At 69.3% G+C, this 15,492-nt stretch carries 13 protein-coding genes; 5 read left to right on the top strand and 8 right to left on the bottom strand.

Annotated elements, in window-relative coordinates:
* Nucleotides 1-36: 36 nt before the first annotated feature.
* Together D3869_RS19490 and D3869_RS19485 are read left to right on the top strand one after the other, a co-directional pair.
* The gene (locus D3869_RS19490) at nucleotides 37-2,826 is read left to right on the top strand and encodes a carbohydrate-binding domain-containing protein (RefSeq protein WP_137141513.1); all 2,790 of its coding nucleotides are present in this window, start codon (nucleotides 37-39) and stop codon (nucleotides 2,824-2,826) included.
* 52 nt (nucleotides 2,827-2,878) lie between these two features.
* Nucleotides 2,879-3,055, top strand: a complete 177-nt coding sequence (locus D3869_RS19485; RefSeq protein ID WP_014197684.1) for a YqaE/Pmp3 family membrane protein — start codon at nucleotides 2,879-2,881, stop codon at nucleotides 3,053-3,055.
* A gap of 183 nt (nucleotides 3,056-3,238) precedes the next feature.
* Here the strand turns inward: D3869_RS19485 and D3869_RS19480 are convergent, their stop codons facing one another.
* From D3869_RS19480 to D3869_RS19465, 4 genes are all read right to left on the bottom strand, one after another.
* Nucleotides 3,239-4,942 (bottom strand): methyl-accepting chemotaxis protein, encoded by a 1,704-nt coding sequence (locus D3869_RS19480; protein WP_137141512.1) that lies wholly within the window; start codon nucleotides 4,940-4,942, stop codon nucleotides 3,239-3,241.
* A 337-nt stretch (nucleotides 4,943-5,279) separates the two neighbouring features.
* Complete coding sequence (locus tag D3869_RS19475; RefSeq protein ID WP_137141511.1) at nucleotides 5,280-6,101, bottom strand: metallophosphoesterase family protein; 822 nt, start codon at nucleotides 6,099-6,101, stop codon at nucleotides 5,280-5,282.
* Nucleotides 6,102-6,114: 13 nt separating this feature from the next.
* Nucleotides 6,115-7,335: an ATP-grasp domain-containing protein gene (locus D3869_RS19470; protein ID WP_137141510.1), complete on the bottom strand. Its 1,221-nt coding sequence runs from the start codon at nucleotides 7,333-7,335 to the stop codon at nucleotides 6,115-6,117.
* Nucleotides 7,336-7,397: 62 nt separating this feature from the next.
* Nucleotides 7,398-8,579 (bottom strand): GNAT family N-acetyltransferase, encoded by a 1,182-nt coding sequence (locus D3869_RS19465; protein ID WP_247895792.1) that lies wholly within the window; start codon nucleotides 8,577-8,579, stop codon nucleotides 7,398-7,400.
* Nucleotides 8,580-8,995: 416 nt separating this feature from the next.
* On the opposite strand from D3869_RS19465, the gene D3869_RS19460 reads away from it, so the two are divergent.
* From D3869_RS19460 to D3869_RS19450, 3 genes are all read left to right on the top strand, one after another.
* Nucleotides 8,996-9,445, top strand: a complete 450-nt coding sequence (locus D3869_RS19460) for a Fur family transcriptional regulator (protein WP_014197677.1) — start codon at nucleotides 8,996-8,998, stop codon at nucleotides 9,443-9,445.
* The gene (locus tag D3869_RS19455; protein ID WP_137141508.1) at nucleotides 9,445-9,696 is read left to right on the top strand and encodes a hypothetical protein; all 252 of its coding nucleotides are present in this window, start codon (nucleotides 9,445-9,447) and stop codon (nucleotides 9,694-9,696) included. The genes D3869_RS19460 and D3869_RS19455 overlap by 1 nt, the downstream gene beginning before the upstream one ends.
* 90 nt (nucleotides 9,697-9,786) lie before the next feature.
* On the top strand, nucleotides 9,787-10,002 hold the full coding sequence (locus tag D3869_RS19450; RefSeq protein ID WP_137141507.1) for a SlyX family protein: 216 nt from the start codon (nucleotides 9,787-9,789) through the stop codon (nucleotides 10,000-10,002).
* A gap of 17 nt (nucleotides 10,003-10,019) precedes the next feature.
* On the opposite strand, the gene D3869_RS19445 is transcribed toward D3869_RS19450, so the two are convergent.
* The 4 genes from D3869_RS19445 to paoC form a co-directional block, all read right to left on the bottom strand.
* Complete coding sequence (locus D3869_RS19445; RefSeq protein ID WP_094305106.1) at nucleotides 10,020-10,280, bottom strand: hypothetical protein; 261 nt, start codon at nucleotides 10,278-10,280, stop codon at nucleotides 10,020-10,022.
* Between the two features lie 155 nt (nucleotides 10,281-10,435).
* Nucleotides 10,436-12,121 carry a sensor domain-containing diguanylate cyclase gene (locus D3869_RS19440; protein ID WP_137141506.1) on the bottom strand — a complete coding sequence of 562 codons (1,686 nt, stop codon included), beginning with the start codon at nucleotides 12,119-12,121 and terminating at the stop codon, nucleotides 10,436-10,438.
* Nucleotides 12,122-12,266: 145 nt separating this feature from the next.
* Entirely contained in the window at nucleotides 12,267-13,058 is a 792-nt protein-coding gene (locus tag D3869_RS19435; RefSeq protein ID WP_137141505.1) for an HNH endonuclease family protein, read from the bottom strand.
* A gap of 240 nt (nucleotides 13,059-13,298) precedes the next feature.
* Nucleotides 13,299-15,491 (bottom strand): aldehyde oxidoreductase molybdenum-binding subunit PaoC, encoded by a 2,193-nt coding sequence (gene paoC / locus D3869_RS19430; protein ID WP_137141504.1) that lies wholly within the window; start codon nucleotides 15,489-15,491, stop codon nucleotides 13,299-13,301.
* Nucleotide 15,492: the final 1 nt, after the last annotated feature.

Below are 15,492 nucleotides of genomic sequence, written 5' to 3'. Positions count from 1 at the left end.
CGCGGCCGTTGAGCATAAGAGCGAGGGAACCATCCAATGGCTTCGACCACCACGGGCAAGACCGACGCCAAGATTGTCGTGAGTGCCTATGGGCAGTCCGCCGGAGGCATCTGGCCGCATTTCCGCCTGCTGATCGATGGCGTCGAGGTGGGCCAGGCAACCGTCAACGCCAGCAGTCCGGCCGCCTACAGCTTCACGGTGCCGGTCACCGCGGCCCAGGCGCATAAGGTGCAGATCCAATACGACAACGACGCCGTGGTGAACGGCCAGGACCGCTCGCTGATCGTCAGCGGGGTCTCCATCAACGGCAAGACCTACAAGCCGACCGACGCCAACGTCACCTACGACAAGGGCGCGCTGGACGGCAAGGACGTGATCAAGGGCCAGTCGGGGATGTGGTGGAACGGCACGCTGGTGGTGGACACCCCGGCCGCCGACTTCCCCGCCCCGGCGGCGCCGGTCGCCGGAACCTCGACCTTCGTGGTGAACGCGCAGGGCATCGCGGCGGGCGGCACCAACGCGCATTTCAATCTGCTGGTCGACGGCAAGAAGGTGGGGGAGGGCACGGTCGGCACAGCGGCCAAGGACTACAGCTTCACCGCCAACGTGGCGCCGGACCAGGCGCACAAGGTGCAGATCCAGTACGACAACGACGCCGTGGTGAACGGGCAGGACCGCAGTCTGCTCGTCAACAAGGTCACGATCAACGGCAAGTCCGTCCTGCCCACCGACGGCGTCGTCACTTACGACAAGGGTGCGCTCGACGGGAAGGACGTGGTCAAGGGCCAGTCCGGGATGTGGTGGAACGGCACACTGGTCGTCGACGCCGACAAGAGCTTCTTCGCGACCGGCGGGTCCACGCCGACGCCCACCCCGACCCCGACTCCCACCCCGTCCCCCGCCCCGACCGGGCCGGCGATCTTCGTGGCGACCAACGGCAAGGACAGCTGGTCCGGCAAGCTGGCCGCTCCCAACGCCAACGGCACCGACGGGCCGAAGGCGACGCTGACCGCCGCCCGCGACGCCATGCGCGCCGACCCGAACATCGACGTGACCTATGTCCGCGGCGGCGACTACTACATGAAGGACATGCTCTGGCTGGACGGCCAGGACAGCGGGGTCCGCTTCGCCGCCTACGGCAGCGAGAAGCCGGTCTTCCACGGCGGTTCGCTGGTCGACAACTGGGTGTCGCGCGGCAACGGCCTCTACAGCGCGCAGCTTCCCGGCGGGTCCAAGGCGGTGCTCGACCTGTCGATGGACGGCGACCGCCAGACGGTGGCCCGCACGCCCAACGCCGACCCCAGCCACCCCATCGACGGCGGCTGGCTGATCGCCACCAAGGCCGGGGCCAACGCCTACACCCAGCTCGGCTTCAAGGCGGGGGCGATCCCGACCTATGCGAGCACGGACGGGCTGATGGTCAGCGTTTTCAGCCAGCACGGCTACGACAACATGACCGTGCCGGTGAAGAGCATCGACTACGGCAGCAACACCATCACGCTGGCCCAGAGCACCTACGACGCGCTCGGCGCCGGCAGCCGCTTCTACCTGTTCAACGGCAAGGACCAGCTCGACACCACGCGGGAGTGGTTCTTCGACAAGGCGTCCAACCAGGTGCTGTTCAAGCCGGAGGGCGGGGCGGTCGCCGGGCACAAGGTGGTCGCGGCCCAGCTTCCCGTGCTGGTCGGGCTGGGCGGCGCCAAGAACGTGACGATCGAGGGGCTGACCCTGACCGACGGCGCGCCGGACGGCCACGCGGTCTACGCCAACAACGCCGCCGGCCTGACCTTCAAGAACAATACCGTCACCAACACCGGCTACGGCATCACGGTGGAGGGCAGCGCCAACAGCACCGTCACCGGCAACCATTTCGCCGAGACCGGGCGCGAGGCCGTCTACGTCAAGGCGGGGTCCAACTTCACCAAGGTGTCGGACAACCTGATCCAGCACGCCAGCGCCGTCGACCACGGCGGCGACGCGCTGTGGGTGAACGGCAGCAACGACGTCTCCATCACCCACAACCAGATCGAGGACACGCCGGGCAAGGCCATCGCGGTCGGCTCCGTCCAGGCCTCGGGCGACGCCACCTACCGGGCGACCATCACCCACAACAAGATCATCGGCGCCAACCAGGAGACCAGCGACGGCGGCGGCATCTACCTGATCAACCGCCAGCAGGACTTGGCCGGCCACACGGTGGCCTACAACGAGGTGTCGGGCACCACCGCCTTCGGCAACGTGACCTGGGACGGCAAGGTCTCCCCCACCTTCCTCGACCCGACGAAGCTGGTGAGCTGGGGCATCTATCTGGACGACTGGACCAGCGGCACCACGGTGAAGGGCAACGTCGTCCACGACAACGTCGGCGGCATCTTCCTGCACGGCGGCTGGAACAACACGGTCACCGACAACATCCTGGCCGACAATCTGGGCACCCAGATCGGCCTGCAGCAGAGCGTCGGCTGGGGCGGCTGGAAGGGCACGCCGATGGCGAACAACACCATCACCCAGAACATCGTGGACGCGGGCGACGGGCGCGCGGTCGCCCTCGACGGGCCGAAGACGGCGGGGACCTTCACCGGCAACTTCTACGCCGGCCTCGACCCCAGCGAGGCGCTGTTCCAGGCTTGGCCGCAGGTGATGGCGAGCGGCGCCACCGGCACGCTGGCGCAGTGGCAGGCCGCCGGCTACGACAAGGGGTCCTTCACCTTCGACCCGCAGTTCACCGACGCCGCGCACGACAACTTCGCGCCGGCGGCGGGCTCCGCAGTGTACCAGCACGGGTTCGATCCTCTGCCCTTCGACCAGATCGGCCTACTGGGCTGAGGATCACGAAAGGCGAAGGGAACCGGGGGCGGGGCGGGAGCGTTATCGCGGCATGGACATCATACGCATCATCCTGGCGCTTCTGCTGCCGCCCGTCGGCGTCTTCCTCCAGGTGGGGTTTGGCGCCCAGTTCTGGATCAATGTGCTGCTGACCCTGCTCGGCTACATCCCGGGCATGATCCACGCGCTGTACGTCATCGTGAAGTACAAGGACCGCTACCCGGCGTGAGGTCCTGACAAGACAATCGCATCATGCTTCCTCTCCCGCCCCGGGAGAGGGAAGGGGCCCGCGCAACGCGCGGGAAGGGTGAGGGTACCGGCAAGGATCAGGGTTTGATCCTCGCAATTACCCTCACCCGCCCGCTGCCGCGGGCACCCTCTCCCCAGGGGGGAGAGGGAATAAATCGCCTCATTACGCCGCGCGGACCTTTGCCAGGAAGCCGCTGACCTCCGTCCGCAGACGCGCGGCGGAGCGGCTCAGCTCCTGGGCGCTGCCCAGCACGCGGCCCGCCGCGGTCCCGCCCTGCGAGGCGGCGCCGCTGACCTGCACGATGGCGCCCGACACCTCCGCGGTGCCCGCCGAGGCCTGTTGGACGTTGCGGGCGATTTCCTGTGTGGCGATGCCCTGCTGCTCGACCGCCTGGGCGATGTCGTCGGCGATCTGGCTGCTTTCCCCGATGACCTGGGCGATCTCCCGGATCGACTGCACGGTGCGTAGGGTCACGTCCTGGACCCCGGCGATCTGGGCGGTGATGTCCTCGGTCGCCTTGGCGGTCTGGTTGGCGAGATTCTTCACCTCGCTTGCCACCACCGCGAAGCCCTTGCCGGCCTCGCCGGCGCGCGCCGCCTCGATGGTCGCGTTGAGCGCCAGCAGGTTGGTCTGCTGGGCGATCGAGTTGATGAGCTGCACCACCTCCCCGATCTTCTGCGACGTGCTGACCAGACCCTCCGCGGTCGCCTGGGTGTCCTCGGCGTTGCGGACGGCGCGGTTGGCGATGTCGGCGGACTGGCGGACCTGCTGGCCGATGCTGCTGACCGACCCGGCGAGCTGCCCGCAGGCCGCCGCCACCGATTCCACGTTGGCGGTTGCCTGGGTCGCCGCGGCGGCGACGGTGCCGGCCTGATCGTTGGCGCGCTCCATGGTGGCGTTCAGCGTCTGGGCGGCGCCCTCCAACTCGGCGGCGGCGTGGGAGACCAGCTCGACGATGGAGCCGACGCTGCGCTCAAACTGGTCGGCCAGTCCGTTCATCGCCTCGCGCTTCTCGGCCTCGGCGCGGCGTTCCGTCTCCTCCTTCTCCGATTCTATGCGGCGGGCGCGGACCATGTTGTCCTTGAAGACCTGCACGGCGCGGATGATCTCGCCGACCTCGTCGCGGCTGGTCGCCTGCGGCACTTCGATGCTCAGGTCGCCTTCGGCCAGCTTCAGCGTGGTGTCGGTCAGGCGGCGCAGCGGCCGTACCGTCAGGATCGACCACCAGGCGAGCCCGGCGCCGAGCAGGACGGTCACCGCGCACAGCGAGATCATCAGCACCTGGAAGCTCTCGGACACCGTCCGGGCGTGCTTCGCCACCGCCTGGCTCTCGGCCTCCTGAAGGTCGATGAAGGCGTTGATGCGGGCCAGCCACTCGGTGAAGCCGGGGCGGGCCTGCTCGACCAGGATCTTGACGGCGCGGGTGGCGTCGCCGGCCTGGCGCGCCTCGATGACGCCGCGGGCCAGCGGCAGGGTCTTGGCCTCGGTCTCCTTGATGGAGGCGAGGATCTCCCGTTCCCGGGCGGTGATGTGGGTGCCGACGGCGAACATGCGGTCCATCTGCTCGGCCGAGCGCGCGTAGTCGGCGGCCAGACGGTCGATGGTGGCGAGTTCGGCCTTCAGCGCCGCGGCGTCGGACAGGAGCGTGACGTCGCGCAGGCTGATCGCCCGGTCATGCACGCTGCCGCGGAAGTTGATGGCGTAGCGCTGCTTGACGTTGTTGACGTCGTTGATGGTGGAAAGGCTGTCGTTGATGCTGTTGACCTTGTAGATGGCGATGGCCGCCAGCGCGACCATCAGCACCAGGATGCTGGAGAAGCTCAGCATCAGCCGGATGCCGACCTTGGCGTTTCGGAACCAATTCATTGTCCACACTCCCGCCGGTCCGTGTCGTCGAAGACTCGTTGGATGCTGCCGGTCGCCGAAAGCCCATCCTGCGGCGGAACCGACGATAGCACCAAAGAGTTGATACGGATTTTCCGAGAGATTGGATCAAAAGGAAAATTTTTCAGGACGCGGGAAGGGATGGCTGGGTTGTGGGATTTGTCACAGAAAATCGCCCGCCGTCCGGCTACAGTCGCGCGCGTTCACAGACCCCCCTCACGAGACCCCGATGGCCGGTTCCATGCTCAAGCTGCTGCTCGCCCTGTTGCCGCTCGGCGCGTCGCTGCTGATGCTGGCGACGGTTCAATGAGAGGACGGGTCACGAGTTGATGACCCGCCGGACCATCTCGTAAATCCCCATCCGCCGCAGTCCCCCCTGGAGGGCGGCGCGCAGCGGTGCCGGGATGGCCAGCAGGCGCCGCGGCTCGATCCCCGCCCGGCGCGTCTTGTCGAAGGCCGTGCGGTCGTCGTAGGCGACCCGCCGCACGCTCACCGTCCGTCGGCCGGTGTCGAACAGCATCCAGGTCGCCCGCCGCTCCTCGCTCCGCGGCTCCCCCACCGTGCCGGGGTTGAGCAGATAGCAGGAGCCGCCGCGCAGGGCGACCTCGCTGTCGGGATCGTGCTCGAACAGCTCGCCGTTGCGGTATTCATGGATGCCGAGCCGGTGCGTGTGCCCATAGGCGCAGACGCGGGCGCCGGAGGGGTGGGCGAGCAGGGCCTGGGCCGTGCGCCGCATCCGGTCCTCGCTGTTCAGCCGGACCAGCTCGCAGCCCCGGTCCACATGGAGCGCCCCGTGAACGGCGACGAGATGCTCGCCGACATTGGTCTTCAGCGGCAGGGCGGACAGCCACGCGACGTCCTCCGGCGGCAGGCGCTTGCGCGTCCAGGCGATGGCCCGGATGGCGCGGACGCTGAAGCCGTCGGTGGGGATCTGGCGGGTCACCGCGCGGTCGTGGTTGCCAGCGACGCAGACCGCCCCGGCCTCGCGCAGCAGCCTGATGCAGGGCGACGGGTCGGTGTTGTAGCCCACGACGTCGCCCAGGCAGACGACGCGCTCCACCCCGGCGCCGCCCATGTCGGCCAGCGTGGCTTCCAGCGCCTCAAGATTGGCGTGGATGTCCGACAGGATGCCGATCCTCATCGCCGCGGCACCCTCATTGGGCCTTCATCGCGCCGCCGGGCGCGTCATGGTGCGCGCGCGACGGCAGGAAGCGGGCGAGCTGGTTGTGCAGGAAGGGCATCGGGTCGTCGAGCGCGATGGCCTTGGCCTCGCAGCCGAGCACCCAGGGCAGCCACGCGGCCATAGACAGGCCGCTGTCCTTGGCGGCCAGCCGGTCCTTGGTGATGTGGCACCAGCGCGCCCCGGCCCGCGCCTTGCCCACCGCCGGGCGCGGCAGGCCGAGCTGGTCGGCGTGGACCAGCGCCGGCAGGTTCACCCCGGCCACCGCCCCCAGATGGTGCCACAGGTTGAAGCGCGGGTTGACCTCCAGCAGATGCAGCGCGCCGTCCGGGGCGCGCTTGAAGTCGAACTTGGCGACGCCGCGCAGGCCCAGCCGTTCGGTCAGCGAGCGGCCGAGCGCCGCCACGTCCGGCGCGTCGGTGATGGTCAGGGCGGTGCTGTGCCCGTAGGCGAGCGGGTAGGTGCGGATCTTGGCGCCCGTGAACTCCCCGGCCACGCCGCCGCCCTCGTCGACATAGACGTGGTAGCTCTCGATCCGGGTCTCCGGACCGGGGATCATCTCCTGGACCAGCAGGTCGAGCCCGACCGCCGCCAGTCGCGGCCACAGGGCGCGCAGCTCGTCCGCGGAATCGACCTGGATGGCCTTGGCGAAGCCGTCCGCCTCGTCCCACACCCGGCGGCGGGTCAGCGGCTTGACGATCAGCGGAAAGCGCAGGTCGACCACGTCGGGCGCCGCCTCGCGGGTCGGATAAAGGCGGCGGGTCGCCGGGACGGGCAGGTTCAGCCGCTCGGCCAGCGCCTGGAAGCGGCCCTTGTCCACCAGATCCTCGACCAGCTCGGCGTCGGCGATGGCGAAGCGGAACCCCTCGGCCAGCCGGTCGCGGTTGCGCGAGACGAGCAGGAGCTGGGTGTCGTCCTGGAAGTATAGGACCGGCTTTTCCGGCTGGCCCTTGGCGAAGGCCATCATCACCTCGACCAGCCCGTCCGGGTTGCGCGCCGGGTCGTCCCACAGGATGGCGTCCTTGGTGAAGCGGGAATGCAGGGCGGGGGCGCCGGGATGGGTGACCACGGCGCAGCGCAGCCCGGCCAACCCCAGCGGGCGCACCATGTCCATGTCGCCCATCACGCAGGCCAAGGCGGCTTTGGTGATGGCGGTTTTGGCGGCGGCGGTTTTGGCGGCGGGAGTGTTCTTCATTCTCGGCATCCTCCAACCGCCCCGTCGGCGGCCCTGCGGTTGCGGCGTTGCTGTCGGCGGCGTCAGCGGTTCATCAGGGGAAGCGGGCTGCGGATCAGCCGTCTCATCCGGTCGGCCAAACCCGCCTTGACGCGGCGCAGGCGGGTGTCGATCTGGCGGCTCAGCCGGTCGGGGCCGAGCGCGATCCAGTTCATCGGCTGCTCGGTGTTGGACAGCAGCGGCTTGTGCCCCGCCGGGGTGGACATGAAGTCGTAGCAGTCCTCGCCGCGGGCCAGCGTGTCCTCGATGGCCAGCACATGGGCGACCAGACCGGGCTTCAGCCGGTTGTCGGCCTCGTAGGCGAAACCGCCCTGGTAGTTCATCACCCGCCCGCGATGGACGAAGTTGTAGAGATAGCCGATGACCGCATCCCCGGCGCTGACCCGGCACAGCCGCACCGTCCCCGCCGGCACGCCGCCGGCGATCAGCCGCTCATGGAAGGGGCGGAAGGCCGGGTTGGAGAAGGCGCCGGACTGGCCGCGGGCGTTCCAGCTTGCCTGATGCAGGATCTCCATGGCGTGGAAATCCTCCAGCGCCTCCTCCGCCGTCGCGGCGACGCGGTAGGTCAGCGGGCCGCGCTCCGTGTAGAGCCGCATGGCCCGGCGCACCGCGGCGCGGGTGTTCTTGCCGAGGCTGGCGAGGTAGCCGGCACCCTGCCGGCGCACGCCCTCGAGGTCGACCCACTGGCAGCTGTCGGCCACCCGCACCTGCAGCGCGTGGCCCTGCTGGGCCGCGGCGAGCCGCACCGCCGCTTCCGCCTGCGGCTCCAGCCCGCCCAGCACCAGTTCGTCCCAATTGGTCAGGCGGCGCCCCAGCCAGTCGAAGCAGGCGGCCAGCACCGCGTCAGCGCAGCTCCGGTCGGCGAGGATGCCGTTGTATTCCACGAACAGCCGGTCGAAGGTCCGCTCCCCGGTCTCGTGCAGCAGCCAGCAGCGCGTGCGCAGCAGGCCGAAGCGCCACTGCGTGCGCGGGCAGAGGAGCGCCAGCCCGACGACCCGTCCGTCGCGCCGCGCCACCAGCGCGTGGGGCCGCGTGCCGCGGGGCAGGGAGGCCAGCCAGTTGCCGATCCATTGCCAGCTCAGGAAGAAGGACCCGTCGGCCCGCGGCTCCAGATCGCTCCAAAGCTCTTCAAGTTTGCTGGGATTTTCTACAGGCTGCAGCGTGATATCGATGGTGTTGCCGTCGTCCTCAACAAGAGTCCTCATGTCCATGGGCTCGGTCTTCCCGGGGGCTGTTGATGAAGGGGCGGCTTCGAATATCTACGTGCAGAAAATGGGATTGGATCGACGTCTCGAAAACTTTGACCTCATCCGATCTTTCCTATGCTTTGACGTCTGCATCATGTACGGACGACTGTGACAAAAAACGCGGTGGCGGAAGGTGGGTTGCGGCGTCCCGGTGGGGGAACCCGTCCGGGTCATCGGGGGTATCGGGCGGTGATGCAACGGCGGGATGGGGGTGCCCGTCTGCTCTCGCGATGATCTTCCGTCCGATGCGATGGGCCTAGTGCCGGCCATTCGTCACGGCCATTCGTCGGGGTCTTGCGGATGGCCGTTGTTCTTTTGGGCTTTCCTCTCCATCTCTTGACTCCATGGGTTAGGCATCGGAAAGGACCGGCCCCGTGACCACGCCCGAAGAAGCCCTGCCGTCGCGGCTGGAACGCGCCTGCGCCGAGCGGGGGTTGAAGATGACCGGCCAGCGCCGGATCATCGCCCGCGTCCTGTCGGAAGCCGCCGACCACCCCGATGTGGAGGAGGTCTACCGCCGCGCGGCGGCGATCGACGCCGGCATCAGCCTAGCCACCGTCTACCGGTCCATGCGGCTGTTCGAGGAGATCGGGATCATCCAGCGCCACGATTTCGGCGATGGGCGGGCCCGCTACGAGGAGGCGCGCGGCGACCACCACCATCACCTGATCGACATCGAGACCGGCGAGGTGGTGGAGTTCCAGGACCCGGAACTGGAGGCCGCCGTCACCCGCATCGCCCGTCACCTCGGCTTCGACATGATCGGGCAGCGGCTGGAGATCTTCGGGCGCCGCATCCAGCGCAAAGGTCCGGAGACGGCCTGATGGCGGCCGAGCGGAGAAGCGGGCCGGAGCGCGATCCGGCGGAGCGGTTCGCCGCCTGCGAGGCGGCGGTCTGCGGCTGCCGCCCGGTGGTGGAGCGCGCCTACCGCGAGCTGGTCGATTGCGGGCGCCCAGACCGCCACGCGCTGGAGGCCGCCACGGTGGTGCTGCGCTGGCATCATCCGGAGCTGGACGTGCCGCAGGCGCTCCAGATCGTCGAGCGCTGGGTGGTCGCCGGGGACCGGCTGCATTGATGCCGGCGGCATCGACGGCGCATTGATCTTGCCTTGTCCGACGGAGCGGTTCTAAAGCTCTGTCCCTTCCGCGACACCGCAGGGCCATCCATGGACGCCGACGCCGAAAGCCGCCTGACCGAGCTGGAAACCCGCCTCGCCCATCACGAACGCATGGCCGAGGAAATGTCCGCCGTCCTGTTCGAGCAGGGGCGGACCCTCGACCTCATGACGGCGCAGATGCGCCGCCTGCGCGACCGGATCGCGGAGTTGGAGTCCGGGGTGTCCCGCGCGCCGCAGGACGAGCCGCCTCCGCCCCATTACTGACGCTCTTTTGCGGAGGCTTACCGCATCTTCCAGCCGCCGCGCGGGCCGCACCAGCTGAACTGCGGGCCGGCGGGCGGCTGGCGCGAGCAGTCGGCCTGGGCGCAGCCGCAGGCGGGGAACAGGCAGCGGTCGCCGTTGACGTCGGTGGCCTGGACGGCCAGCTCGTAGCGCGTGCCCCGCATCAGTTGGGCGCCCGCCGCGCTGTTGCGCTCGTAATGCTCGACGACGGCGAGCAGACGCAGCATGCGGGCACGCTGTCCCTTGGTGTCGAGGCTCATCTTCCAATCTCCCGCCATGGCCGTCCGAGTCGTGCTCCGATGGACATGAAACGGCAGAAGAGGTCCAAGGCTCCAGCGTGCAACGGCTTTACCCACCGCTGGCCGGAGGCCCGCCGGACGCGGTTCCCCGCTTGGCGGAGGCTTGGCCGCGGGGCCTAGGACGCGGCGTTCTTCATCGCCTCCGCGGCTATGCCCTGGCTTCCGGCAGGGGCGGGCGGCAGGTCGGCCGACCAGCGGATGCCGCGGTTGCGGCCCGCGCGCTTGGCTTGGTAGAGCGCCTGATCGGCGCGGCGCAGGGCTTCCGCCACGTCCGGTGAATCCTCGGGCCACAGGGCGATGCCGAGGGAGCAGCCGACCCGCACCGCCTCGCCCTCGATGCTGACGGGCTCGTTCACCGCCTCGATGATGCGGCGGGCCAGCCCGTCCAGATCCGGCGGCTCGGCGCCGGCGCGCTGCGGCAGCACGGCGGCGAACTCGTCGCCGCCCAGACGGGCCACCACGTCGTCGCCGCGGAAGCAGGCGGCCAACCGCTCTCCCACCTGACGCAGCACAAGGTCGCCGGCCTCGTGGCCCAACCGGTCGTTCACCGGCTTGAAGCCGTCCAGATCGATGTAGAGGAAGGCGGCGGAGCCGTTGCCGGCGGTCGTCGCCTCCACATACTGCTCGAAATAGCGGCGGTTCGGCAGGCCGGTCAGCCGGTCCTGGTAGGCGATGTCCTCCAGCCGGACCAGCGCGGCGTCGCGGTGGGTCAACCCGTCCACCAGATCGCGCAGAGTCGCCGACAGCGAGGTGATCTCGGCGCTGCCGCCCAACACCGGCATTTCCGCGCCGCGCTCGCCGCTGCGGATGCGCTCCGCCGCCTGGGCGATGCGGCGCAGCGGCCGGGTGACCCGCCCGGCGGCCATCCAGCCGAGCACGCTGAACAGCAGCACCATGGTTCCGCCGGCCAGCACCGTCTCGACCATCTGGGCGGTGGCCGGGGCGTAGGCGACGGCCAGCGGCTGGCGGGCCACCACGCTCCAGCCCAGACCCGGATAATTCAGGTACCCGTTGCCGAACGCGTAGCCGGTCAGGTAGCGCTCGCCGTCCGGCCAGCGCTCGACGACCCAGCCGCTCTCGTTCTTCTGCGCGCTGCGCACCGCCTCGATGTCCAGGCTGGTGCCGAGCAGTTCCCGAGGGCCGAGCAGCACCGTGCGGTCCGCCGCGACGACGATCAGCTCCAGCTCCGCGCGGCCCCGCATGGTGTCGAGCAGGGAGCGGCGGATCTCACGCGTCCATTCCCAGCTCAGATGCGTGGCCAGCACGCCGATGACCTCGCCCCGCTCGTTGTGCACGGGGGTGGAGATGTCCACGAACTTCATGGCCTCGCCGGTCGGGTTCGGCAGCAGAAAGGCCAGCATCACCGCGTCGTGCACGTCGCCGACGAACAGCGTTTTCTGCCCGTTCTGGAAGACCGGGCGCTTGGAAATGTCCACGCCATCCAGCAATCCCCCGGTGGCGGCGAGCACCTTGCCCTTGGTGTCGGTCACACCCATCCAGGACATGGTCGGAAAGAACGCCTGGAATTGCTCCAGCAGCCAGCGCAGCCGGACCGGGTCGTCCATGGCCGGCGTGATGCCGAGCTTGGCCAGCATGCCGATCTCGCTGGCGCGCGACCACATGGAGCGGTCCAGCCGGTCGGCCATGTTGTGGGCGGCCTCCGCCAGGGAGTGACCGATCTCGCTCTCGATCCGCTCGCGGGAGCGCAGGCCGGTCAGTGCCGCCAGCACGACGGAGACGCCAAGGACCAGAACGGCGCCGGTCAGAGCCACCGTCGTCCGCAGACCGCGTTCCCTCGCCATGACGTCCGGCCGCTCCCTTCAACACCCCGCCGCCGTTCCGTCAGGAAGACCGCATACGAAGGTTCTACCAAGTTTGGCCAGGTTTCAAAAGTGACATCAGGGCACGGCCGTGCATGCCGGCGCATGAATTTTCCGGTCCGGCGGCTCAGCGGGCGGGCCGCGCTCCCACGGCGGTGCGGCGGCAGTCGGACAGGATGTTTCCGACGGTGACGCGCTCCCGCTCGTCCATGGTCAGCTCCCAGCGCGCCTTCACGGCGATCCAGCCCGCCACATAGGCGCAGATGTACTCTTCGCGCGGCGGCAGCCAATCCTCCGGCCCCTTCGACCCTTTGGCGCGGTTGGCCGCGGCCGAGACGGTGACGAGGGTCAGCGGGTCGCTGAGGTCGTTGGCGTAGGCGGCGCGCTTCTCGCGCGGCCAGTCGTAGCCGCCGCTGGCGTAGGTCTCCTCCAGCGGCACGCGGTGGTCGATGTCCACCTGCTTCGGCTCGGTGAAGGTTTCGCCGGTGTAGGGATCGTTCCACACGCCGGACAGCACCGAACAGCCGTTGGCCGACAGTTTCGCCGGCTTCGCGGAGTCGCGGATCAGCACCTGCTCCCGCGTGTTCAGGCATTTGGAGTCGATGGTCAGCCAGTGCGGCCATTCGTCCCGCACATAGCCGCGGCGGCGCTCCTCCTCCACCCGGATGCGGTCGAGCTGGGCGGCGACGGCGGCGTAGTCGATGCTGGCGTCGGGCACCGGGCGGGGGATGGGCCTGGGGTTGGGGCGCTGGGCCCTCTCCTCGCCGAGGATGGAATCCAGCGTACCGGGCGGGATGAGGTGGAAGCGCTCCGCCGTGTAGACCGCGGCGAGCACCAGCAGAACGGCGACCAGCCCGCCCAGCGTCAGGGGGCGGCCCCTCCGGCTTCCCCGCGGTGCTCCGCCTCTCCGTCGTGCCATGCCTGCTTCCCTCAGCCTGATGTGCGCCATACGTGGATATGGTGGCGGGCGTGTTCTATGGCGCTTTGGGCACAAGGGTGCAACGGCCATGGACAGGTTTGGGGTCCGTTGACCGTCATGGGACGTGTGAAAAAGAAGCGGCAGAGTCCGGGGCGTGACCCAAACTCTGCCGCTCGTTGCGGAGGCATTTTCCGAGCCGATCGTCCCGTTCGGCCGGGCGGCCCCTCAATCCACCGTCACTCACCCCATGGCCGGCAGCCGGTCCAGGAACTTGTCGAGCGTGATCGGGTAGTCGCGCACCCGCAGGCCCGTCGCGTTGTGGACCGCGTTGGCGACTGCGGCTCCCACCCCGCACAGGCCCAGCTCGCCCACCCCCTTGGCCTTCATCGGCGAGGAGATCGGGTCGGCCTCGTCCAGGAAGATCACCTCCTGGTGCGGGATGTCGGCGTGGACCGGCACCTCGTAACCGGCAAGGTCGTGGTTGACGAAGAAGCCCGCCCGCTTGTCGAGCGCCAGCTCCTCCATCAGTGCCGCCCCGACTCCCATGGTCATGGCGCCGATCACCTGGCTGCGCGCCGACTTCGGATTCAGGATGCGGCCCGCCGCGCAGACCGCCAGCATCCGCCGCACGCGGATCTCGCCGGTCGCCGCGTCCACCGCGGCCTCCACGTAATGGGCGCCGAAGGTCGATTGCTGGTATTTCTTGTCGAGGTCGCCGTATTCGATGCCGTCCTCGGCGGACAGGCCATCGGCGCCGGCCGCCTCGGCCAGCGGGACCCTGCGGTTGCCGGCGACGACCTGACCGTCGGCGAAGCGGGCGTCGGCGGAGTTGACCCCGAGCCGCTGGGCCACCGCCTCGCGCAGCTTCACGCAGGCGGCGTAGACCCCGGCGGTGGCGTTGTTGGCACCCCATTGGCCGCCCGATCCGGCGGACACCGGGAAGCTTGAATCGCCGAGCCGCACCGCCACCTTGTCCAGCCCGACCCCCATCATCTCCGCCGCGGTCTGGGCGATGATGGTGTAGCTGCCGGTGCCGATGTCGGTCATGTCGGTCTCGACCGTGACGATCCCGCGCTGGTCGAGCCGCACCCGCGCCGCCGACTTGGTCAGCAGGTTGTTGCGGAAGGCCGCCGCCATCCCCAGCCCGACCAGCCAGCGCCCGTCGCGCACCTGACCCGGTTTCGGGTTGCGCTTCGCCCAGCCGAACCGCTCCGCCCCCAGGCGCAGGCATTGCACGAGCTGGCGCTGCGAGAAGGGCCGATTGGGGTCGGCCGGGTCGGTCTGGGTGTCGTTGCGGATGCGGAACTCCACCGGGTCCATGCCCAGCTGCTCCGCCATCTCGTCCATCGCGACCTCCAGCGCCATCATCCCCGACGCTTCGCCCGGCGCGCGCATGGCGTTGCCTTCGGGCAGGTCGAGCGTGGCGATGCGGTTGCCGATCAGCCGGTTCGCCCCGGCGTAGAGCAGCCGCGTCTGGTCGGTCGCCGTCTCCTCCGATCCGCCGGGCAGGTTGCCCGACCAGCTTTCATGGGCGATGGCGGTGATCGTGCCGTCCGGCGTGGCGCCGATGCGGACGCGCTGGATGGTGGCGGGCCGGTGCGTGGTGTTGTTCATCATCAGCGGCCGCGACAGCCCGACCTTGACCGGCCTCCCGGCCTCCCGCGCGCCCAGCGCCGCCAGCAGCGCGTCGGCGCGCAGGAACAGCTTCCCGCCGAAGCCGCCGCCGATGAAGGGGGAGATGACGCGCACCTTGTCCTTCGGCATCTTCAGCGTTGCCGACAGGTCGGTCACCATCCAGTCGATCATCTGGTTGGACGTCCAGACGGTCAGCCGGTCGCCTTCCCAGGCGGCGATGGTGGCGTGCGGCTCCATCATCGCGTGACTCTCGTCCGGCGTGGTGTAGGTCTCGTCGAGCTTCACGGGAGCCGCCGCGAAGGCGCCCGCGAAATCGCCGACCACCGAATCGCCGTCCTTGGTCTTCTCCGCCTTGTCCTTGACCGCCGCCAGATCATAGGCGCCGTCCGCCGGCCGATAGTCGATGCGGACCAGCCCCGCGGCGGTGCGCGCCTGCTCGAAGGTCTCGGCCACCACCAGGGCGACGGCCTGCTGGTAATGCTCGATCTCCGGCCCGCCGAGCAGGGTCGCGGTGTTGCGCTTGCCCTTGTCGAGGGAGCCGGCGTTCTCCGCCGTGACGATGGCGACGACGCCGGGGGCCTTCCGCGCCGCCTCCAGGTCCATGGACGCGATGCGCCCCTTGGCGATGCCCGAGCCGATGACCCAGCCATAGGCGACGTTCGGCGCCACGTCGTGCCATTCATAGGCGTAAGTGGCCTTTCCCGTCGTCTTCAGCGGGCCATCGATGCGGTCGGTCGGCTTGCCCACCACCTTGAGCTGGTCGATCGGGTTGGTGGTCGCGGGAGTGTCGAACTTCATG

The organism is Azospirillum brasilense, from assembly GCF_005222205.1.
GTDB classification, from domain to species: Bacteria; Pseudomonadota; Alphaproteobacteria; order Azospirillales; family Azospirillaceae; genus Azospirillum; species Azospirillum brasilense_G.
This window is presented reverse-complemented; position numbering and strand designations above follow the sequence as displayed.